Annotated in this window: 16 protein-coding genes and 1 pseudogene; 10 read left to right on the top strand and 7 right to left on the bottom strand. The window is 70.2% G+C overall.

The window, feature by feature from the left end; all coding sequences use genetic code 11:
* Positions 1–395 (bottom strand): annotated as a pseudogene (locus JOL79_RS32430) (hypothetical protein); the annotation flags it as partial.
* 208 nt (positions 396–603) lie between these two features.
* On the opposite strand from JOL79_RS32430, the gene JOL79_RS32425 reads away from it, so the two are divergent.
* The 3 genes from JOL79_RS32425 to JOL79_RS32415 all read left to right on the top strand — a co-directional run bounded on the left by JOL79_RS32425 (position 604) and on the right by JOL79_RS32415 (position 3,683).
* Positions 604–1,689, top strand: coding sequence for an acyltransferase family protein (locus tag JOL79_RS32425; RefSeq protein WP_307848853.1), 1,086 nt, complete (start codon positions 604–606; stop codon positions 1,687–1,689).
* 251 nt (positions 1,690–1,940) lie between these two features.
* Positions 1,941–2,150, top strand: coding sequence for an NfeD C-terminal domain-containing protein (locus JOL79_RS32420; protein WP_230985904.1), 210 nt, complete (start codon positions 1,941–1,943; stop codon positions 2,148–2,150).
* Positions 2,151–2,189: 39 nt separating this feature from the next.
* Positions 2,190–3,683 (top strand): SPFH domain-containing protein, encoded by a 1,494-nt coding sequence (locus JOL79_RS32415; protein ID WP_210159756.1) that lies wholly within the window; start codon positions 2,190–2,192, stop codon positions 3,681–3,683.
* Positions 3,684–3,741: 58 nt separating this feature from the next.
* On the opposite strand, the gene JOL79_RS32410 is transcribed toward JOL79_RS32415, so the two are convergent.
* The 3 genes from JOL79_RS32410 to wecB all read right to left on the bottom strand — a co-directional run bounded on the left by JOL79_RS32410 (position 3,742) and on the right by wecB (position 8,714).
* Positions 3,742–5,280, bottom strand: coding sequence for an MDR family MFS transporter (locus JOL79_RS32410; RefSeq protein WP_307848852.1), 1,539 nt, complete (start codon positions 5,278–5,280; stop codon positions 3,742–3,744).
* A gap of 145 nt (positions 5,281–5,425) precedes the next feature.
* On the bottom strand, positions 5,426–7,501 hold the full coding sequence (locus JOL79_RS32405) for a glycosyltransferase family protein (protein ID WP_210159755.1): 2,076 nt from the start codon (positions 7,499–7,501) through the stop codon (positions 5,426–5,428).
* Between the two features lie 85 nt (positions 7,502–7,586).
* Positions 7,587–8,714, bottom strand: a complete 1,128-nt coding sequence (gene wecB / locus JOL79_RS32400; protein WP_210159754.1) for a non-hydrolyzing UDP-N-acetylglucosamine 2-epimerase — start codon at positions 8,712–8,714, stop codon at positions 7,587–7,589.
* Between the two features lie 56 nt (positions 8,715–8,770).
* On the opposite strand from wecB, the gene JOL79_RS32395 reads away from it, so the two are divergent.
* From JOL79_RS32395 to JOL79_RS32370, 6 genes are all read left to right on the top strand, one after another.
* Positions 8,771–10,474: a glycosyltransferase family 4 protein gene (locus JOL79_RS32395; protein WP_307848851.1), complete on the top strand. Its 1,704-nt coding sequence runs from the start codon at positions 8,771–8,773 to the stop codon at positions 10,472–10,474.
* A 98-nt stretch (positions 10,475–10,572) separates the two neighbouring features.
* Positions 10,573–11,835, top strand: a complete 1,263-nt coding sequence (locus JOL79_RS32390; RefSeq protein ID WP_210159753.1) for a nucleotide sugar dehydrogenase — start codon at positions 10,573–10,575, stop codon at positions 11,833–11,835.
* A gap of 14 nt (positions 11,836–11,849) precedes the next feature.
* Entirely contained in the window at positions 11,850–12,938 is a 1,089-nt protein-coding gene (locus tag JOL79_RS32385; protein WP_210159752.1) for a glycosyltransferase, read from the top strand.
* A 65-nt stretch (positions 12,939–13,003) separates the two neighbouring features.
* Positions 13,004–14,845, top strand: a complete 1,842-nt coding sequence (locus tag JOL79_RS32380) for a DUF4434 domain-containing protein (protein ID WP_210159751.1) — start codon at positions 13,004–13,006, stop codon at positions 14,843–14,845.
* A 10-nt stretch (positions 14,846–14,855) separates the two neighbouring features.
* On the top strand, positions 14,856–15,512 hold the full coding sequence (locus JOL79_RS32375) for an NUDIX hydrolase (protein WP_210159750.1): 657 nt from the start codon (positions 14,856–14,858) through the stop codon (positions 15,510–15,512).
* Between the two features lie 70 nt (positions 15,513–15,582).
* Positions 15,583–16,731 (top strand): acyltransferase family protein, encoded by a 1,149-nt coding sequence (locus tag JOL79_RS32370; RefSeq protein ID WP_210159749.1) that lies wholly within the window; start codon positions 15,583–15,585, stop codon positions 16,729–16,731.
* On the opposite strand, the gene JOL79_RS32365 is transcribed toward JOL79_RS32370, so the two are convergent.
* The gene (locus JOL79_RS32365) at positions 16,710–17,459 is read right to left on the bottom strand and encodes a polysaccharide deacetylase family protein (RefSeq protein ID WP_210159748.1); all 750 of its coding nucleotides are present in this window, start codon (positions 17,457–17,459) and stop codon (positions 16,710–16,712) included. The genes JOL79_RS32370 and JOL79_RS32365 overlap by 22 nt on opposite strands.
* A 208-nt stretch (positions 17,460–17,667) precedes the next feature.
* On the opposite strand from JOL79_RS32365, the gene hisC reads away from it, so the two are divergent.
* Positions 17,668–18,732, top strand: coding sequence for a histidinol-phosphate transaminase (hisC, locus tag JOL79_RS32360; RefSeq protein WP_210159747.1), 1,065 nt, complete (start codon positions 17,668–17,670; stop codon positions 18,730–18,732).
* A 70-nt stretch (positions 18,733–18,802) separates the two neighbouring features.
* On the opposite strand, the gene JOL79_RS32355 is transcribed toward hisC, so the two are convergent.
* Both JOL79_RS32355 and JOL79_RS32350 read right to left on the bottom strand, forming a co-directional pair.
* The gene (locus tag JOL79_RS32355; protein WP_210159746.1) at positions 18,803–19,774 is read right to left on the bottom strand and encodes an EamA family transporter; all 972 of its coding nucleotides are present in this window, start codon (positions 19,772–19,774) and stop codon (positions 18,803–18,805) included.
* A gap of 36 nt (positions 19,775–19,810) precedes the next feature.
* Positions 19,811–21,055, bottom strand: a complete 1,245-nt coding sequence (locus JOL79_RS32350; protein ID WP_210159759.1) for a transcriptional regulator — start codon at positions 21,053–21,055, stop codon at positions 19,811–19,813.
* Positions 21,056–21,108: the final 53 nt, after the last annotated feature.

The following is a 21,108-nucleotide window of genomic DNA, read 5'->3' as shown; positions in this document are numbered from 1 at the left end:
GTGAGGGTGAGGGTGAGGCCGCCGGCGTTGAGGGTGAGGGGGCGGTTGTAGCGGTCGCCGGTGGTGTTGGGGGTGATGAACAGGACGTGGACGGGTTTGTCGAGGCGGAGCCAGACGGTGGCGGCGTAGCGCAGTGCCTGGTGCAGTTTGGGTTCTGACAGGCGGGTTTCGATTTCGCAGATCAGGCCGTAGTGGGGGTCGTGTGGGGGGCCGGCGAGGATGAGGGTGTCGGCGTGGCGGTTGGTGGAGATGCGGTCGTTGAGTTCGCCGCTGTGGATGTGGAGGGGGACGTTGTCGGGCAGGGGGATGCCGCCGACGGTCTGGAGGAGGTGCTGGACGAGTTCGGGGTGGTGGCGGACCAGTTCGTTGGTCGCGTCGTGTCGGGCGCCAGGCATGCGCGGGAAGTTATCAGCCGATTACGTGTGGTAGTCAAATCGCGATTGGGTCTGTGGACAGACTTCCTCCACGGGGTGAAGACTTGCTCCCCTGGGAGGATGACATTTGTCCGCTCGGGGCGCGCCTTCGGCGGCCGTCCAAGAATTCCGGCATTGTTCGCCCGCCGTTGGCGGTGATCGCCAGGGCCGCTCACTAGGGTCGCGCACCGTGACCGCGACCGTTCCCGCCCCCGCGATGCCCACGAGCACGGCTGCCGCCCGGGACCCCCTGCTCGACAACGTGAAGTATCTGGCCATCGTCCTCGTGGTCAGCGGGCACCTGATCGAGAACCTGCGGGACGTGCCCGCCGCTCACGCGCTCTACTTCTTCGTCTACCTGTTCCACATGCCGCTGTTCATCGTGGTCAGCGGCTACCTGTCGAGGAACTTCACCTTCTCGGCGGGCAAGGCGAGGAAGCTCATCACCGGTCTCGCCGTGCCGTACGTGCTGTTCGAGGTGGCCTACTCGCTGCCCCGCTACTTCCTGTACGGCAAGCTTGAGATCAGCCTGATGGACCCGTACTACCTGACGTGGTTCCTGATGTCGCTCTTCCTGTGGAGGCTGTCCACGCCGGTGTGGCAGCAGCTGCGCTGGCCGCTGACGATCGCGGTCGGGGTGTCGCTGCTGTCCGGTACGAGCGGCCTGCCCGACGAGCTGTCGATGAACCGCACCTTCGGCCTGCTGCCGTTCTACGTGCTCGGCCTGATGCTGCGGCCGGAGCACCTCGACCTGCTGCGGCGGAAGTGGGCCAGGGTCACCGGTGCCGTGGTGCTGGTGATCGGGCTGTGCGTCGCATTCGCCGTCCACGATCACGTGAAGACCGAATGGATCCGGTGGCGCCATGCGAACGCGCAGATCGGGGTCGACGACGTGACCGGCACGCTGATCCGGCTCGCGATGCTGGCGGCGGGGGCCGTGCTCGTGGCGGCGTTCATCGCGATCACACCCAGCCGTCGTACGTGGTTCACTGGGCTGGGAGCGGCCACCATGTACGCCTATCTCCTCCACGGGTTCGTCGTGAAGGTGGCCGAGAGGTTCCACTCATCGTTGGTCAATCCGGTGGGCGTGGCGGCCATGATCGCGTTCGGAGTGGTGCTCGCGACGGTCCTGTGCACGCCGCCGGTTCGGCGCCTTTTCAAGTGGGCCGTCGAGCCCGACATCTCCTGGGCCTTCACCAAGCTGCGCCGGCCGGGTGGGACGCCGCCGCGATCCCGCGAACAGGCAGTAATGCCGAAATCATCGCAAATGTCCTGAATGTCGACAAAGCGGCGGAAAGTGCGAATGTTGGGACGTGTCGTGGTTGCCATGGGGATCGGAACGTTTCCGATCCGGCGTCCGTTGGGCGGATGAAAGCGGCGCGGACGAAAGCCCGCAGGTTCACGCGGCACCGTCGCGGCGCCGGCCGCGATTTACGGTGACGTCCGGATGGCGTGGAGGTGAATGCGTCTATCGCGATTCGGTTATACGGGGTACCCTGCGCATTCGCGCCAAGTGCGGACGACGGGGTGACACGAGTGGTGGGCAGGCAGGGCAGGGTCACGGGCAAGATCGGCCCCGGTCTCGTCGGGGAGGTCATGATCGCTATTCGCGGGGGCGTCGAGGCGTTCTACGCCTATCCCAGCCTGCCTGACGAGGAGATTCCGGTGGGGTCGATCGTCGTCGTCGTGGAGTACTCGCCGCCGCGCTCCGTTTACGTCGCACGCGCCGTTATCTGACTCCCTCTCCCTGTTCTCCCCCCTGTCGTGGAGGCACACATGTCCGCGGAAGTCGTGGTGTTTGGCGGTGTGGTCGTCGCCGCCCTCATCGTCGCCACCCTGCTGTTCAAGGCCGTCTGGCGGGTCGCCGAGCCCAACGAAGCGCTGATCATCTCGGGTCTCGGCGCTCACACCCGTACGGAACTGGCCGACAGCCTGGGCTTCAAAATCGTCACAGGTAAGGGCACCGCCGTGCTGCCCGGCTTCCAGACCGCGCGCAGGCTCAGGCTCGACAGCCGCGCGACCAACCTGCAGGTCTCCTGCGTCACGCAGCAGGGCATCCCGGTGCAGGTCCGCGGCGTGGTGATCTACAAGGTCGGGGACGACTTCGCGAGCATCGCCAACGCCGCCCGGCGTTTCCTCGACCAGCAGGACTCGATGAACGGCGCCATCCACGAGCTGTTCACCGGTCATCTGCGCTCGATCATCGGCAATCTGACCGTGGAAGACCTCATCCTCAACCGTGAGCGGCTCACCAGCGAGACGCGCAGCTCGGCGGCCGACGAGATGAGCAAGCTGGGCCTGGTGGTCGACTCGCTGCAGATCCAGGAGATCGAGGACGAGACCGGTTACATCACCAACCTGGGCAAGCCACACGCCGCCAAGATCGCCGCGTCCGCCCGTATCGCCGAGGCACAGCGTGACCAGGAGGCGACGGAGGCGGAGCAGGTCGCCGCGGCGAACAAGGCGGCGGCCTGGCGCGACGCGCAGATCAAGCAGGCCGCCTACCAGGCCGAGATCGACGAGGCGCAGGCACGCTCCCGTCAGGCGGGTCCCCTCTCCGAGGCGTCGGCCCGGCAGGAGGTCGTCGTTCAGGAGACCAGGGCCGCCGAGCTGGAGGCACAGCTCTCCGAGCAGCGGTTGCAGTCGCAGGTGCGTAAGCCCGCCGACGCCAAGGCGTATGAGACGGTGACGCTCTCCCAGGCGGAGCGCGACGCCCGTATCGCTCGGGCGGAGGCCGAGGCGCGGGAGACCGAGCTGCGGGCCGCCGCGCAGGCGTCCCAGGTCAAGCAGGCGGCCGCGGCCGAGGCGGAATCGGTCCGCCTCCGCGGCGAGGCGGCCGCGGCGGCCACCAGGGCGACGGGTCTCGGCGAGGCAGAGGCGGCCAAGGCCCGGGGTCTCGCGGACGCGGAGGCGGCGCGGGCGCGCGGCCTGGCCGAGGCAGAGGCGGCCAAGGCGCGCGGTCTGGCGGAGGCCGACGCGATCAGGGCACGCTCGGAGGCGCTGGCGGAGAACCAGGAGGCGGTCATCGCCCAGCAGTTGGCGGAGAGCTGGCCGCAGATCGTGGAGGCCGGGGCGAAGGCGTTCGGCAACGTCGACCACATGGTCGTGCTCAACGGCGCCCAGGGCGTCGAGGAGATGCTCGCCAAGGCGCTCACCCTCGGAGGCACGGGTCTCGGCCTGGCCCGCTCCCTGCTGTCCAACGGCGGCCTGGCGAACGTCAACGGAAGCGAGCCCAAGAAGGGCGAGCCGAAGCAGGTCGAGTCGCAGTAGGCCGGCTCGCGGTGGTCGACGCGCGGCAGGCCGCGCTCGTGGCGGCCGGCCCGGCGGCTCAGTCGAAGGTGAGCTCCTTCGTGCGGCGCGGCATGAGGAGCAGCGCGCAGACGCTGAGGACGGCGACGACCACGAGGACGAGGAAGACGTTGTGCACGGCGTCGTAGAGAGCCGTGCGGACGAAGGCGGCGACCGCGGGATCGGCCTGTGCCTGGCCGTTCAGCACGGTGTCGGTGGCGTCGACGCTCGCGGGCAGCTTCCCGGCGATCCCGGCGGGCGGCCGGGCGAAGCGGTCGGCCAGCGTTGCGTTGGCGACCGCCCCCAGCACGGCCGCCCCGACCGCGCTGCCGATGGAGCGGCAGAACATGTTGATCCCGGTGACGACGCCGCGGCGCTCCCAGCCCACCACCGACTGGACGGCGACAGTGGTGGGGCTGGCCGCCAGGCCCAGCCCGACGCCGACGACGAAGCAGGCCCCGGCGACCTCCCACAGGGCCGCGTCGTGACCGAGCAGCGCGCACAGGACGGTGCCCGCGACCACGATGACCGACCCGATCAGCGCGGTGTCGCGGAAGCCGACCCGCATATACACGCGCCCTGACAGGGTGGCCGCGATGGGCCATCCGACGGTGAGAGCGGCCAGGGCGAACCCGGCGACCAGCGCCCCGGTGCCGAGCACCCCTTCGGCGTACGTCGGGACGTACGAGGTGAGGCCGATCAGCAGCGCGCCGATGCCGAGCCCCACGAGGTTGCCGCCGGTGAGCGTGCGGCGGCTGAACACCCACAGCGGCAGGACGGGCTCGGCGGCCCGCCGCTCCACCAGCACGAACGCGACCAGCAGGAGCGCGCCGCCCGCGAAGATGAGCAGGCTGGGCGCGGACACCCAGTCCCAGGCCACGCCGCCCTCGAGGAGGCCGAGGATGACGAGGGAGGAGCCGCCGGTGAGCAGCGCAGAGCCGAGGTAGTCGATCGTGTGGGAGCCGCCCGCCACCTTCTCCTTGAACCGCCGGGCCAGCATCCAGGCGGCCACGGCGCCGAGCGGCAGGTTGACGAAGAAGATCCAGCGCCAGGACAGGTATTCGGAGAACAGCCCGCCGAGGGTCGGCCCGATCACCGAGGCGACGCCCCAGACGCTCGCTATGTAGCCCTGGACCCGGGCGCGCTCCTCGACCGAGTAGAGGTCGCCGACCATCGTCATGCTCATGGGCTGGACGGCTCCGGCCCCGATGCCCTGGAGCGCCCGGAACGCGATCAGCGTGGGCATGCTCCAGGCGGCGCCGCAGAGCACGGATCCGAGCAAGAACGCGGCGATGCCGACGAACATCACCGGCTTGCGCCCGAAGATGTCGGCCAGCTTGCCGTACAGCGGGACGGTGACCGCCTGGGTGAGCAGGTAGATCGAGAACAACCAGGGAAACTGCGAGAAGCCCCCCAGATCACCCACGACGGACGGCACCGCGGTCGCGATGATCGTGCTGTCCAGCGCCACCAGCCCGGTGCAGAGCATGATCGCCCCGAGGACGGGACCGCGCTCCGACCTGAGGCCGACGCCCGTCCGTGTGCCCGTGCTGGTAGTGGTCTGGGAGTTCGTGGTCACGCGCCAAGCCCCCTGCTGCGTCCGGCCCCGTGCTGATCGGACCGCAGGCGGCGGCCCAGGCACTACGAAACCGCCACTTCATCCCCTAAATTCCACACTGTCTCACTATGTGGCGAAAAATCCTGAAGGGTTGGCGCCGGCGGCGTCAGATCATGACGTGGGGCTCCGGGTGACCGGCGAAGCAGAACTGGGCGTTGCGGGTCAGCTTGTGGTCGGCGGCCTGCCAGGTGTGGGCGGTGGCGTCCGAGCCGCGCATGTAGACGAAGTTGAACCGGTCGGCCGAGTAGATGCGCACGCCCTCCTCCTTGCAGCGCCGCACCAGCCGCGTGTCCTCACCGGCGTTGACCGGCTCGAACGGCATCGAGCGCAGCAGGTCGGCCCGCGCCACGATGGTCGCGCCCTGGATGAGGTGCGCGTAGCGGTGTTCGAGGCCGGGCAGCCGGAAGATCGTGGTGTTCTGGTCGGGGAAGTAGGTGTAGTGCGCTCCCTTGCCGACCATCTCGGCGTCGGCGTAGTCGAACGCCCGGATCAGGTCCGACAGGTAGTGCTCGCCGTAGAGGTTGTCGTCGTCCATCTTGGAGATCAGCTCGCCGTCGGCGTGCGCGATGCCGTGGTTGAGCACCTCGCCGAGGCTCCACGACGGGTCGGCGGTCAGCACCTTCACGGCCGGGATTCCGGCGGCCAGGGCCTTGTCCCTGACGACGCCCGGGTCCTCCGACAGGCCGTGCAGCACGAGCACCAGCTCGATGTTGCGGTGCCGCTGCCTGGCCACCTGGCTGATGGCGTGCTCCAGCTGCCCGGCCCGGTTGGTCGGCAGGACGACGGAGACGGACGGCGTGCGCGAGACGACCGGGCGGCCGAGGTCGGCGAGGATCTGGTCGACCCGGTGGGAGAAGAGATGCTTGTCGAAGACCTCGCGCAGGGCCAGGTGGGCCTGGCGGGCCCGCAGCTCGGGGCTGTTGATGAGGTACAGCGCCCGGTTGTACGCCTCCTCCTGGGAGTGCGCGATGGGGATGAGCGGGCCGAACGTCTCCTCGATGGCCCGTGACCAGCCCGACAGCACGGTGGTCCCGCACGCGGACAGCTCGAAGACCCGGCGCGCGCACATGGTCGGCGAGTCGATCACCGAGTTCACGTTCAGGAAGACCTTGTACATCTTGTACGCGGCCAGCATCTGCTCGTACGGCAGTTCGCCCACGATGTGGGGGCGATACTCCTCCGGCCAGGCGTACTTGTCGTCCACGGTGCCGTTGCGGGCGTAAATGTGCAGACCCAGCTCACGCGTGGGGGCGAGGACGGTGTCCATCTGCTCGCGCCGCTCGGGGTGCTTGTCCCGGAAGTACATGCCGGCGAAGACGATGTCGTACGGCCGGCCCTGCCGGGTCTGGACCGGGTTGTGGATGCGCGGCTGGGCCGCGAACTGCAGCACGCCGACGCGGTCGTGTCCCAGGACTTCCCGATATTTCGGGACCATGTCGCCGTCGCACGTGTACACGTAGTCGAACAGCTTGGCCGTGTCGATGAAGAAGTCGAAGTTGGGCGGGTCCTCCTTGTTCCAGAAGACCGTGGGGATGCCCTCCTCCCGGCACCACGAGATCAGGTCGCGGAGCTCCTGCTTGGGCGCCTTGGTGCCGGTCATCTGGTAGCGCCAGCGGCCCTGGTTGCCGTGCCACGCGGATTCGCAGAAGAGCATCTCGGGCCGCTGCTCGGCGAAGATCTCCCGCCAGTCGGTGAGCCCGAACTCGATCTGGTCCCACTCGTAGCGGAACGCCATGCGGGAGAAGTCGTCGAGGATCACGGCGACCCGCATGTCCGGCCGCACGATGGGGCCGTCCGGCCACTGGAGGGTGGGGATCTTGACCTCGGGTCCCCGGGCCTCGGCGAGGGCGGCGGCCTCGACGACCGACATGGGCGGCTTGGGGCTGGTGCGCTCCTTCATCGCCTTGCTGAGGTCGCGCGGCAGCCGGGCGAACTTGGCCGGCTTGCCGGCGCCGGTCAGCGCCTGCGCGACGCGGTAGGGGCGCTGCGTCTGGGTCGCCTTGAGCTTCCAGATGGCGTAGTCGGCGCGCGCCTCCTGCGTCGCGAGCTTCTTCTCCAGCTCGCGGATGCGCTGCTCGTAGCGCTCGACGAGCTTGCGCTCCTCGGGCAGCCAGTTGACCGGTCCCAGACGTTGGAAACGCGGGCCGTCCGGAGTCTCAGCCGTCTCGTCGGTCTCAGCCATTGCCTCTCCCCCTCACGGCCTCTCCCCTTACGGAGCCCTCACGGAACAGCCATCGTACGGGGGCTGTCGTTACGTTTGTGCCGGTTTACCCCACCCGGCCGCGGGCGGCGGGGGAGAGGTTCTCGTCACGCAGCCAGGCCTCGATGACCCGGGCGATCCTGGGGCCCGCGGCGCCGTCCCACAGTGGAGGCAGCTCGCCGCTGGGCGTGGCAGCGCCGTCCGCGAGCGCCTTGGACGCCGCGGCCGGAAGCGACGCGGGGGTGACGAGGCGGTTGGTGCCGTGGGTCACGGTGACGGGCCGCTCGGTGTTCGGCCGGACCGTCAGGCACGGCACGCCGAGCATCGTGGTCTCCTCCTGGACGCCGCCGGAGTCGGTGACGACGAGGGCCGCGCCGCGGACCAGGGACAGGAAGTCCACGTAGCCGAGCGGGTCGACGATCTTCAGGTTGGGCCGGTCGACCAGGCCCGCGTCGGCGAGGCGCTGCCGCCCGCGCGGGTGCAGCGGCACGATCACCGGGACCTGGTCGGCGACGCCGAGCACGGCGTCGACCAGCTCGCGCGCCGCCTGGGGGTCGTCCACGTTGGCCGGGCGGTGCAGCGTGCCGACCGCGTACCGCCCCGAGACGCCGAGACGCTCCTGTACGGGCGCCGGGTCGAGCTTCGGCAGCGCGGCGAACAGGCTGTCGATCATCGGGTTGCCGACGAGGTGGATCCGGGCGGGGTCGACGCCCTCGTTGGCCAGGTGGGCCAGGGCCTCCGGCGAGGTGGCGAAGAGCAGGTCGGCGAGCGCGTCGGTGACGACGCGGTTGACCTCCTCCGGCATCTCCCGGTCGAAGGAGCGCAGGCCCGCCTCCACGTGCGCGGTGGGCACCTGGAGCTTCGCGCAGACGAGGATGGCCGCGAGGGTCGAGTTCACGTCGCCGTAGACGACGACGAGCGACGGCCGGTGCTCGGTGACGACGTCCTCCAGCCCGACCAGCAGCGCCGCGGTCTGCCGCGCGTGCGAGCCGGAGCCGACCCCGAGGTTGGCCACGGGCTCGGGCAGGCCGAGGTCGGCGAAGAAGACGTCGGACATGAGCGCGTCGTAGTGCTGACCGGTGTGGATGATGCCCTGCCGGACACCGAGCGCGGCGAGTCCGTTGACCACGGGGGCCGCCTTGACGAAGTTCGGCCGGGCGCCCAGCACATGCAGGACGAGGGGGTTGTCCCTCATTGACCTCGCCTTTCATCCAAACCTAGGGCAAACGATGCCTATGGTACGGTCACGCCGTGGAATCCGAGGCCAACACGCCCCCAAAGGCGGTGTCCGCAGACAACGCCCCGATGCCGGCTTCCGGGATCGCCGCCGCGTCGGCCAAGGCCGGCTTCGGCCGGTTCCTCCGGGGGTTCGCGAAGAACCCCGTCGTGGTCTCCCGAATATTCGTGAGCAAGGTGAAGTCGGACCCGGTCCGGGTGGCCCAGGCCGCCGCCGACGCCATGCCCTCACGCATGCGGCCGCTGGTCGGCCGGGTCGCCTGGCCCGCCGCCCGGTACGTCAAGGTGACCACGCGCAAGATCATGCGGCGGATGGCCGACGGACCTCTTGAGGAGGCGAAGGCCCTCTTCGAGGTGGGCCGGATGTCGGACGCCGTCAAGGTGCTCCACCCGCACGCCCGCTGGCCCTTCATCCGCCGCAGGATCGCCTACTACGAGGGCGAGATGGCGGCCATCGGCCCCGACCCGATCCCGCCGAAGCCCAAGGTGATCATGGGTGACCGGGAGCCCGGCCGGGTGCTGCACATGGTCACCAACGCCCTGCCGTACACGCAGGCGGGCTATACGGTGCGCACCCACCGCATCGTCACCGCGCAGCGCGCCGCGGGGCTCGATCCCCACGTGGTGACGAGCTGGGGCTGGCCGATGCTCCAGGGGCACACGGAGGCGGAGCCGTTCGAGGAGATCGACGGCGTTCCGTACTACCGGCTGCTGCCGAAGGGCGACATGCCGTTCGAGAGCCGCGGGCGGATGATCCGGGGCGCGGCGGACGTGTCCGAGCTGGTGCGCACGCTGCGCCCGCAGGTGCTGCACGCCGCCACCGACCACCGCAACGGCTCGGTCGCGCTCGCCGTACGCGAACGGACGAACACGCCGTTCGTGTACGAGGTCCGCGGCTTCCTGGAGGAGACCTGGACCTCGCGGGACCCCCGGCGCATCGGCAGTGAGCGGCACATCATGCAGCGTGACCGCGAGGCCCACATCATGCGTGAGGCCGACGCCGTGGTCACGCTCGCCGAGACCATGGCCGCCGAGATCGTCGAGCGCGGCGTCCCGCGCGAGCGCATCTTCCTCGCGCCCAACGCCGTCGACGACTCGCTGCTCACGGCGGAGTACGACGGCGCGGCCTTCCGCGAGAGCCACGGCATCGCCCCCGGCGAGATCGTGGTCGGCTCGGTGTCGAGCATCGTCGGTTATGAGGGCTTCGCCACCCTGCTCAGCGCCGCGGCGCTGCTCCGCGACGCGGGGACGCCCGTACGGGTGCTGCTGGTGGGCGACGGCGCCGAGCGGCCGGCCCTGCTCGAGCAGGTCGCGCGGCTGGGGCTGAAGGACGCGATCCTGCCCGGGCGTGTGGGCCCGGACGAGGCGCTACAGGCGCAGGCGGCCATCGACATCTTCGTCTGCCCGCGGGAGGACCTGCGGGTCTGCCGTCTCGTGACGCCGCTCAAGCCGGTCGAGGCGATGGCGCTGGGCAAGCCGGTCGTCCTCAGCGATCTTCCGGCGCTGTCGGAACTCGTCGGCGGCGAGGGGGCGGGCCTGCTGGTGTCACCCGGCGACCCCGCGGCCCTGGCGAAGGGGCTCGCCTCGCTGCGCGACGACCCGGAGCGCAGACGGGCCATGGGAGAGGCGGGCAGAGCCGAGGTGGCCGCGCACCGCACCTGGAGCAGTCTCGCCCGTACGTATACGCAGATCTACCAGCAACTGGCCGAAACCCGGTAATCAGTAGATGTCCGATGTAGTGGCATCAGGCATGCCTGGTGCTGAGTTGAGATAACCTTTGCCACCATGAAGTGTTGTTTCCGCCCTCAGGTCACGCCGTGACGGCCTTCGATCTCACGATCATCGGGCTTGGTTACGTGGGCATGCCGCTGGCCAAGGAGGCCACCGCGGCCGGTCTGCGGGTCGCCGGCCTGGACGTCGACCCCGCCAAGGTCGACGCCCTCACGGCCGGTCAGTCCTACATCGACGACCTGACCGACGCCGATCTCGACGCGATGCTGGCGGGCGGGTTCACGCCCACCCTCGACGCCTCCGTGCTGGCCCGCTCCGGCACGATCGTCATCTGCGTTCCCACCCCGCTCGACGAGGACCACCGTCCCGACCTGTCGGCGGTGGAGGGGGCTACCCGGACCGTCGCCAAGCATCTTCAGCCGGGGACGCTGGTCGTGCTCGAGTCCACCACGTGGCCGGGCACCACCGACGAGGTGGTGCGGCCGATCCTGGAGGAGTCGGGGCTGACCGCCGGCGAGGGTTTCCACCTCGCCTTCTCACCCGAGCGGATCGATCCGGGCAACCCGAAGTTCGGCCTGCGGAACACGCCCAAGGTCGTGGGTGGATACACGACCGTCTGCAAGGAGCGGGCGGCGGCCTTCTACGCCCAGTTCGTCGAGCGGGTCGTGCCGGTGAGCGGCACCCGCGAGGCGGAGATGGCCAAGCTGCTGGAGAACACCTACCGGCACGTCAACATCGCGCTCGTGAACGAGATGGCGATCTTCTGTGACGAGCTCGGGGTGAACCTCTGGGAGTCCATCGAGGCCGCCTCGACCAAGCCCTTCGGCTTCCAGAAGTTCCTCCCGGGGCCGGGCGTCGGCGGGCACTGCATCCCCGTGGACCCGTCGTACCTCTCGTACACGGTCCGCAAGCTGGGTTATCCCTTCCGGTTCGTCGAGCTGGCCCAGGAGATCAACGAGCGGATGCCGTCGTACGTGGTGGCCCGCGTGCAGCGGCTGCTCAACAGGGCTCGCAAGCCCGTCAACGGCTCGCGCGTGCTGCTCCTGGGCGTCACGTACAAGCCGGACATCGCCGACGAGCGTGAGACGCCCGCGATCCCGGTCGCCGAGGCGCTCCTGGAGCTCGGCGCCGAGCTGGTGTACTGCGACCCGTACGTCAAGGAGTGGACGGTCGAGGGCAGGGAGATCCGCCGCGAGACCGACCTCGGTGAGGCCGTGGCAGGCGCCGACGTGACCGTGCTGCTCCAGCAGCACTCCGCGTTCGACCTCGCTCTGGTGGAGGAACAGGCCGGGCTCGTGCTGGACACGCGAGGCGTGCTCACCACGAGCGATCGCGTCGAGCGGCTGTAGGAAGGGTCCCGCACGTGCACGTGCTCGTCATGACCGTGGTGCATCATCCCGAGGACGCCCGGATCCTGCACCGGCAGATCCGGGCCCTCGTCGACGCCGGTCATGAGGTCACGTACGCGGCGCCGTACACGGCGCGCGGGGTCGTGCCCCGGTCGTGGGTCAACGGGGTCGATCTGCCGAGGGCCGCGGAGCGGCGGCGCGTCGCGGCCGTCCGGGCCGCCCGCAGGCTGTTCAAGAGCATGCGCGGCAAGGTGGACCTCGCGCTCATCCACGACCCCGAGCTGCTGTTCGCGGTGGCCGGGGTCCGCGGCCGCCCGCCGGTGGTGTGGGACGTCCACGAGGACACGCCCGCCACGCTCTCCCTGAAGCCGTGGCTGCCGTCGTTCCTGCGCCCGCCGATGCGGTTCCTGGCCCGGATGATGGAGGGAACCGCCGAGCGCCACCTGCACCTGCTGCTGGCCGAGGCGGCGTACGCCGGCCGGTTCAAGCAGGCCCATCTCGTGGTGCCCAACGAGACGTGGGTGCCCGCCAGCGTCAGCCCGCCCGGTGACGACCGCGTCGTCTATCTGGGCTGGCTGTCGGAGGCCCGGGGCGTCCAGGAGGCCGTGGAGGTCGCCCGGCTGCTCCAGCCGCACCGCGTCGCGGTGGAACTCATCGGCTACGCCGACCCGCAGAGCCGCCCGCTGCTCAACGACGCGGTCGAGAGCGGCCTGCTGGAGTGGCGCGACTTCATGCCGAACGACGAGGCGCTCAAGCGGCTCGACGGCGCCCTGGCGGGGCTGTCCCTCCTGCACGACGAGCCCAACTATCGCCACTCCATGCCTACCAAGATCGTGGAGTACATGGCGCACGGCATTCCCGTGATCACAACGCCGTCCCCACGGGCCGTGGAGCTCGTGGAGCGGTATCAGTGCGGCGTCGTGGTGCCGTGGGAGGACGCTCCCGCCGTGGCGCGTGCGGTGCTGCGCCTCAGGGACAACGCCTTCGAACGGCGGGGCACGGGCGGCCGCGGCTACGCCGCCGCGCGGGCCAACCACCACTGGCCCAACTCCGCCAGGCGGTTCGTCACGCAGCTTGAGGCCTGGGCGGGCGTCAAGAGCTGAACAGCAGCTGAACACGCCGGGTTTGTGCGGTATGTCCATGAACGACGGGCGGTAGTGTCCTGAACGTGCGCTGGCTCACTCTGGTCCTGGGTGTGGCGATTCTCGCTGGTGTGGCATCTCTGGTGATCGTCCTCAGGGACGACCCGGGCCGCTCGGCGATCGTCGAGACAGGTTCGACCTCACCGGCCACCCCGGCCCCGTCGCCCTCCCCGGGGAAACCGACGGCGAGCGCGTTCACGGACCCCTGCGGGACATTCCAGACCGTCGCCACCACGCCGTACCCGGTCAGCGGTTACTGGCTGATCCCCACGTCGGACCCCTGCACCTGGCGTCGTCAGCTGGAGGCCATCCACCGCGTCGGCGGTGACACGGTCGTGCGGCTCGGCTTCGGGTTGTCGCCGCGGTCGGTGGACGACCAGGGCCGGGTGCTGGAGAAGATCGACGAAAAGGATCCGCAGAAGGACCTCAAGCCCGACGGCCGCTTCGCGCTGTGCCAGGAGAACGGCCTCACCTGCGTGCAGGCGGCCGAGAAGGACCTCACGGCCGCCAACCCGGGCAACCGGATCTCCTGGACGTACACGTACCGGACGGACGAGCAGTACGGTCCCGGCATCTTCCGCTGTCCGGAGATGGAGCGGAAGATCGTGGCCGGCGGCGCGGTCTTCTACCGGCTGATCGCGCCGGAGGACGGGTCGGACGACCCGACGTGCGACTTCAAGACCAGGGGTCGCGCCTACCACCTGATCCTCGTCTCGGCGGGCACCCAGGACAGCCTCACCCAGCTCCTCGACCTGGGCGACAGGTTCGGCATCAAGGTCTTCCCCGCGTTGCCGCTCGCGCCGCGCGACCCGGTCGAGTCGACCCGCGCCGACCCGCGGCACATCGGCACGCTGACGACGCTGACCCGGCGGATCCTGCAGGACTACGGCGACCGGTTCAGCGGACGCGAGTCGCTCGGCGGCGTCTACCAGCCGTTCGAGCTGCAGATCAGGGACTGGCCCGACCCGTCGAAGGTGCAGACCCTCCAGGTGTACGCCGAGCAGCACCGCATCGTGGAGCAGGAACTGCCGGGCAAGCCCATCCTCGTCAGCCCGTACATCGACAGCCGCCGGCGGCTCAAGTACACCTCCACGCCGGGACAGGTGGCGAAGGGCTTCAAGGCGCTCGCGAAGACCGGGGTGGGCATCATCGCCCCCCAGGACGGCCGGGGCACCGGCAAGGTCGGCCTCTTCTGGCCGAACTGGAAGAACCAGCCGGTGGACGACCGGCTCAAGCCCGTGGTCGGCGAGAGCACCTACAACACGGCCTACTACGGCTCCACCCGCGACTACTACCGGGCGATGGCCCAGGCGCGGGACGAGCTGGCCCAGGAAGGCGTGCCGGTGCAACTGTGGGCCAACGTGGAGGCGTTCGAGCCGTCGGGCACCGAGCCCTGCGGCCGCCAGGGCACCCGTGGCCGGACCGACAAGCCGCGGCTGGACACCCAGGTGGCCCTCGCCGGGCCGTACGTGTCGAAGATCATCTCGTACATGTGGAGCGACTTCTTCACCTGCGGGTCGCCCTCGCTTTCGGAGGAGATCGCGAGCGACTGGGACCGGCCCATCGCGGTCGAGGCGCGGCGTCAGCAGCGCCAGATCCAGGACGGCCTGGAGATCAGGGGCTTCCACCTGAACCAGAGCAAGGTGACGCTGAGCTGGCCGGGCCTCGACACGCCGCGCGTCGTCGACTCGGCGACGGTCGGCTGGCACGACCCCGCCGCCGTGCCCGGCCTGCCCCCCGGCACCGAGAGGATCTGGATTCCGGTCGACTGGGCGACCGTGCCGGACGGGGCGTGGGTGCGGATCGACGTCACCTCGCCGGACGGCCGGAAAGCGGCGGAGCCGGTCTACTTCCACAATTCCGTGTAGCGTGCTCCCCGTGATCCCGCGTATTCCCGTCAGCGTGGATCTGGTCGTGCTCACCGTCCGGTCCCAGCAGCTCAGTGCGTTGGTCTGGCGGCGCGACCGGCCTCCGTACGAGGGCCGGTGGGCGCTGTCCGGCGGCTTCATCAAGCTGGAGGAGGACCTGCCGGCGGCGGCCGCCCGCGTTCTCGCCGAGCGTGCCGGCCTTCCCGGCGCGCCGGTCCACCTGGAGCAGCTCCAGACGTACGGGTATCCGGATCGCGATCCGCGCCAGCGGGTGGTGAGCGTGGCCTATCTCGGCCTCGCCCCCGATCTGCCCGCCTCCACCGAGGCGCACATGAGCTGGCAGCCGGTCGACGAGCTGACCGCGATGGCCTTCGACCACCGGCGCATCATGCTCGACGGGGTGGAGCGGGCCAGGGCCAAGCTGGAGTACACCCCGCTCGGCGCGGCCTTCTGCCCGCCCGAGTTCACCGTCGCGGAACTGCGCAGGGTGTACGAGATCGTGTGGGGCCGCCCCCTCGATCCCCGCAACTTCCACCGCAAGGTCACCAAGACCGAGGGATTCCTGGCGCCGACCGGGCACACCACCACCCGCGACGGCGGCCGGCCCGCCATGCTCTACCGCCGTGGCCCGGCCGTGCTTCTGCATCCGCCGATGCTCCGGATGTAGGGGCCCGACCTGTCACTCTTTGGGAAGATTCGGCACTCTCCAAGGGATCTTTAAGGATATATTCCGGCATATGGTCGTTGCGGCCCCGCGCATTTCCCCTGCGCCGGCCAAATCCGTCACGTCACCGCGACTGCGCGTACTCGATCTGCTGAGGTTCTGCGCGGCACTGTCGGTGGTCCTGTTCCATTTCGGCGAGACGCGCGCGTGGGGGACGCCGAACGCCTTTCCCGCGCTGAGCGCGGTCACCATGTTCGGCGTGTACGGAGTGCGGCTGTTCTTCCTCATCAGCGGCTTCGTGATCCTGATGAGCGCGTGGGGCCGTGGGCCGGGAGACTTCGCCGCGTCCCGGATCGCCCGGCTCTACCCGGCCTACTGGGCGAGCGTGCTCGTGCTTGGCGGGCTGGCGGTCTGCGGGCTCGTCACCGACCACCGCCCGACGTTCGCCGAGCTGCTGGCCAACCTGACGATGTTCCAGCATGGATTTCGGGTTCGCGACCTGGAGATCGTCTACTGGACGCTCTGGCAGGAGCTGGTCTTCTACGTGCTGATCGCCGGCTTCGCCGCCGTGGGTATCACCTACCGCCGCTGCCTGGCGTTCCTCGGCGCGTGGGTGTTCCTGCTCGCGGTGGCCGAGCGGGTCGACGCCGACCTGCTCCAGGCGGTGCTCATCCCGTTCAGCGCGCCGTACTTCATCGCGGGGATGGCCCTGTTCCTCGTCCACCGCTTCGGCGGATCGCTGCTCCCGTGGCTGTTCGTCGGGGTGGGCTGGGTGCTCGCGCTGGTGCAACTGCTCGGGGAGAACCCGCCCGCGATCGCCAGATACGGCACCGCGCTGGGCTCCGCCATCCTCGTCGCCGTCGTCTCGTTGCAGTTCCTGATCATGGTGTTGGTGGCGACGGGAGTGCTCGACCGGATCGACTGGCGCTGGCTGACCGCGCTCGGTGCGCTGACCTATCCGCTCTACCTCTTCCACCACCACCTGGGCTTCCTGCTCATCGGGTGGCTGCGCCCGCTGCTGGGCAACCGCCTCACGCTGCCGGTCGTGGTGGCCGCCGTGGTGCTGGTCGCGTACGCCGTTCACCGGTTGGTCGAACGGCCGCTGCAGCCACGGCTGCGCGCGGCCCTCGACCGCTCACTCCGGATGGACGCCGCGCCGGCGGCGGACGCCGTCCAGACGGGTGACGGCGGCGCCGGCGATCACTTGCCTCGGGGCGGGTAGATCTCGCCGGGCTTCAGCGTGCGCCCCTGCAGGAGCGTGGTGACGGTGACGAACTTGTAGCCCTGCTTCTCCAGCTTCGTCAGCACGCCCGGCATCGCCTTCACCGTCTCAGGCACGATGTCGTGCAGCAGGATGACGCCGTTCCGCTTGGCGAGGGCGAGGGTCCGCTTCGCGATCACCTTGGTGTTGCGCGCCTGCCAGTCGAGGGTGGAGCCCGTCCACAGGATCTGCGGCAGGCCGAGCTGGGCCATGAGCGCGCCCACCCGGGAGTTCGTCGCACCGCTCGGGGGGCGCATCATCGTGGGCGCGGTGCCGATCGTCTTCTGGATGATGTCGGAGGTGCTGCTGACCTCGCTGAGGATCTCCTCGTCGGACAGCTTCGTCAGCTCCGGATGGGTCCAGGTGTGGTTGCCGATCTCGTGGCCCTCGTTCACGATCCGCTGGGTCATCTCCGGACGGTTGGCCACCTTGCGGCCCAGCACGAAGAACGTCGCCTTGGCCTTGTGCTTCTTCAGCGTGTCGAGCAGCGCGGGCGTGTAGGGCCAGGGGCCGTCGTCGAAGGTCAGGGCCAGGCACTTGTGCGTGGCGCAGTACGGCTTGGCGGCCTTCGAGGCGCTCGTGCCGGTGCTGGTCGTTCTGCTGACGGCTGTGCTGGTTGTGTTCCCGACAGCCGCGCTGCTCGTCGCCGCGGCGCCGCCGGCCGCGGCCGGAACGGAGAGGACACTCACGACGCCGGCACCCGCCAGCACAACCCTGACTTTCCGCCACATGTCGCCGAATCTTAGTGATATTCGCGACCTTGTGGGCGCGTCTCGCGCCCGTCTTCGACGGGCGAGCACGCCGGGAGCACGCCGGGAGCACGCCGGGAGCACGCCGGGAGCACGCCGGGAGCGCGGCCTCTGCCGGTACGGCTCGCCATCTCCTAAGGTAAGGAACATGCCGCGTTTCCGCTCCATCCTCGACACGGTCCCGGCTTACAAGCCGGGCCGGGCCGTGGTGTCGCCCGACGGCCGGTCGTACAAGCTGTCGTCGAACGAGAGCCCCTACGAGCCGCTGCCGTCCGTGATCGAGGCGATTACCAGGGCCGCCGGTGAGATCCACCGTTATCCCGACCACGGCGCCGTACGGCTCACGCGGGCGCTCGCCGAGCGATACGACGTCCCCTTCGAGCACGTGGCCGTCGGGGCCGGATCGGTGTCGGTGACCGCCCAGGTGCTGCAGACCATCGGGGAGGCGGGGGCCGAGGTGGTGTACGCCTGGCGGTCGTTCGAGGCATATCCGCTGCTCGCCGGGCTCGCCGGGACCACCCCCGTCCAGGTCCCGCTGACAGACGAGACCCACGACCTCGACGCGATGGCGGCCGCGATCACTCCGGCCACCCGGCTGGTTTTCGTCTGCAACCCCAACAACCCGACCGGCACAGTCAACCGGACCGCCGAGATCGAGCGGTTCCTCGACCGGGTGCCCGACCATGTGCTCGTGGTGCTCGACGAGGCCTACCGCGAGTACGTCAGGGACACGGACGTCCCCGACGGCCTGCGCTTCTACCGCGAGCGCCCCAACGTCGCCGTCATGCGCACGTTCTCGAAGGCGTACGGGCTGGCCGGCCTGCGGGTGGGCTACCTGATCGGCCACGAGCCGGTGGCGGGCGCGGTGCACAAGACCCTCACGCCCTTCGCGGTCAACCACCTGGCCCAGGCCGCCGCCCTGGCGTCCCTGGAGGCGGAGCGGGAGCTGCTCGAACGCGTCGAGCGGGTCGTCGCCGAGCGCACGCGGGTGAGGGAGGCCCTGCTGGCGCAGGGCTGGACCGTGCCGCCGACCGAGGCCAACTTCGTCTGGCTGCGGCTCGGCGCCCGCACCGGCGAGTTCGCGGAGTCGTGCGCGGAGTCCGGCGTCGCCGTGCGCCCGTACGGCGACGAGGGCGCCCGGGTGTCGATCGCCGACCCGGAGGCCAACGACACCTTCCTGAAGCTGGCCGAGGCCTTCCCGCACCGTTGCTGACGCCCTGCCGAGCGCTCCCAGGGCCGGCCCTGGGAGCGGTCCAGCGCGGCTCCGGGTGGCTCAGCGCGGCTCAGTGCCGGTCGGGCTCCGCCCGGGCTGGTTCCCGCCCTTCCGTCCGATCCTGATCGTTCTCCGGCGCGGGCGAGGGGGGAGCGCCTCTGCGGCGTTCCGTCGACACCACGAGCGCGACGCCGGCGACGATCAGGGCCCCGCCGGCCAGCATGCTTCCCGTCAACGGCTCGGAGAGCACGATCATGCCGAGGACCACCGCCACGATCGGGTTCACGTACGCGTAGGTCGACACGAGTGAGATGGGCGCGTGCCCGAGCAGCCACACGTACGAGGTGAATCCGATCAGCGACCCGACCAGGATCAGATAGGCGAGCGCCGTCCAGGACCGGCCGCTCACCGCGGCCAGCCGCAGGTGCTCGCCCGTGACGTCGCCGAGCAGCAGCAGCCCCACGCCGCCGACGGCCATCTCGATGGTGCTGGCCGCGAACGGGTTGCGCGGCATCGGGATCCGGGGCGAGAGGAACGACCCGAGCGTCCAGGACACCGAGGCCGCGAGCAGGGTGGCGATGCCTCCCGCCTGGCCGGACACGCCCCCGCGGAGGGTGAGCCCGGCCACGCCGACGAAGCCGACGAGCACGCCGGCCAGGGTCGCCGCCCGCGGGCGGTCACGCACGACCGTGCGGAACACCACCAGCCACAGCGGCACCGAGGCGACGAGCAGGGCAGCGAGCCCGCTGGAGATCTGCTCCTCCGCCACTCCGACGAATCCGTTGCCGCCGGCGAGCATGAGCAGCCCGACCAGCGCCGCGCCGCCGAACTCCCGCGCGGTGACCCGGAACGGCTCGGTGCCCCGGCGCAGCAGCAGGATGACGCCGAGCAGCGCCGCCGCGGCGACGAAGCGCAGCCCGGCGCCGATCAGCGGGGGCAGGGTCTCGACGGCGACCTTGATGCCGAGATACGTCGAACCCCACACGACGTACACGGTTGCCAGCGCCGTCCAGACCCGAATGTCATGACCGTTCCGTTCCATGGGTCATGACGATAACCCCCAGATCCGACAAAACCGTCAGCGGTTCAGCTTCTCCACGATCAGCCGGTACAGCTGCCGCGGACGGCCGGGCTGCGGTGTGCGGTTCGGCGGAAGCGGCCACGCGAGTCCCTCGTCAACCAGCGTGCGCAGCAACCGTCGAGCCGTGCGCGGCGTGACGCCGAGCATGCGCCCGGCACCTTCCGCGTCGACCACCGTGTCCCCGCCCTCCAGCTTGGCGGCCAAGCGAGCGAGCACCTCGACGCCCTTCGGCTTGGCCGATCCACCCGGCTGGGGTGGCATCCGCGGCGGCGGGACCATGGCCCTGCCCTCGCGGTCGACCGCGAACCCCTGCGGCTGCTTGCCGCCCTGGCTGCGGGCGAGCGCACCCCTCGCGTGGGTCTCCGCCTCATGGGTGGTCCGGCCCATGCCGACGCCCACCTCGACCGCCAGGCCCAGCTCCTCGCGGATCCGCGCCGCGAACGGCAGCACCCGGAACCCGTCCGTGGCCGCCGCGATCGAGCCCTTCGTGGTCACCACGAGATAGCTGTGATCGTCGATCGGCCAGACGCTGGCGTTGATCCGGTTCGCCTCCTGCACCAGCAGGCGGTGCAGGGACAGCCGCAGCTCGTCCCTCCAGTAGCGCGGCGCGGCCCGCCGTACCGGCTCCCGCAGCGTCGGCACCTCCACCAGCACGACGGCGAGCTGCGACTCCTCCAGCCGGTGGCGGGCGCCCAGCAGCGCCGCCGTGTGCAGCGCCGTGCGTACGGCCGCCGAGGTGGGGCGGATCTGCACGACCGGCACGCCCGTCGACTGCAGCCGCTCGGCCACGCCGTGGACACATGTCAGGGCGCCGGTGGTGGCGCCCTGACGTAACAGCCGCTCGTGGAACGCGGCAACGGTGCCGATCGGTCCCGGTTCGTCGCGGCTGTGCACTTCTCCCGACGGCAGATTCAGGTCGCCGTACGCCTCGTCGATCTCCGACCGGCTCAGCACGTCGACGCTCACCCGGCGCGGATCCATCTTGTCGTCCAGGGAGGCCCTGGCGATGGCCGCGACGAGCGCCGCGCCGCCGAGCTGCACGTGCGTGGCGGGCATCGTCAGGACGCCGGCCCGACGGGCGAGCTCGAAGGGCACCGGACTCGCGAAGAGGCACGCGTCCACGCCGGGCCCGAGGCGGGTCACCTTGTCGGCGGCCTCCTGCTCGTCGCGGTACGCGGCCGCGACCAGCCGGCACGGCACCGGTGCGGCGCCGTGGCCCATGAGCATCACTCGCTCGACCAGATCATGTGAGCCGACCACGCCGATAGTCAGATCCGGCGTCACCGTGCCCAGGC

Source organism: Microbispora oryzae (genome assembly GCF_017896165.1).
GTDB classification, from domain to species: Bacteria; Actinomycetota; Actinomycetes; order Streptosporangiales; family Streptosporangiaceae; genus Microbispora; species Microbispora oryzae.
Note: the sequence above shows the minus strand (reverse complement) of the source record. Positions and strands in the feature narration are given on the sequence as shown.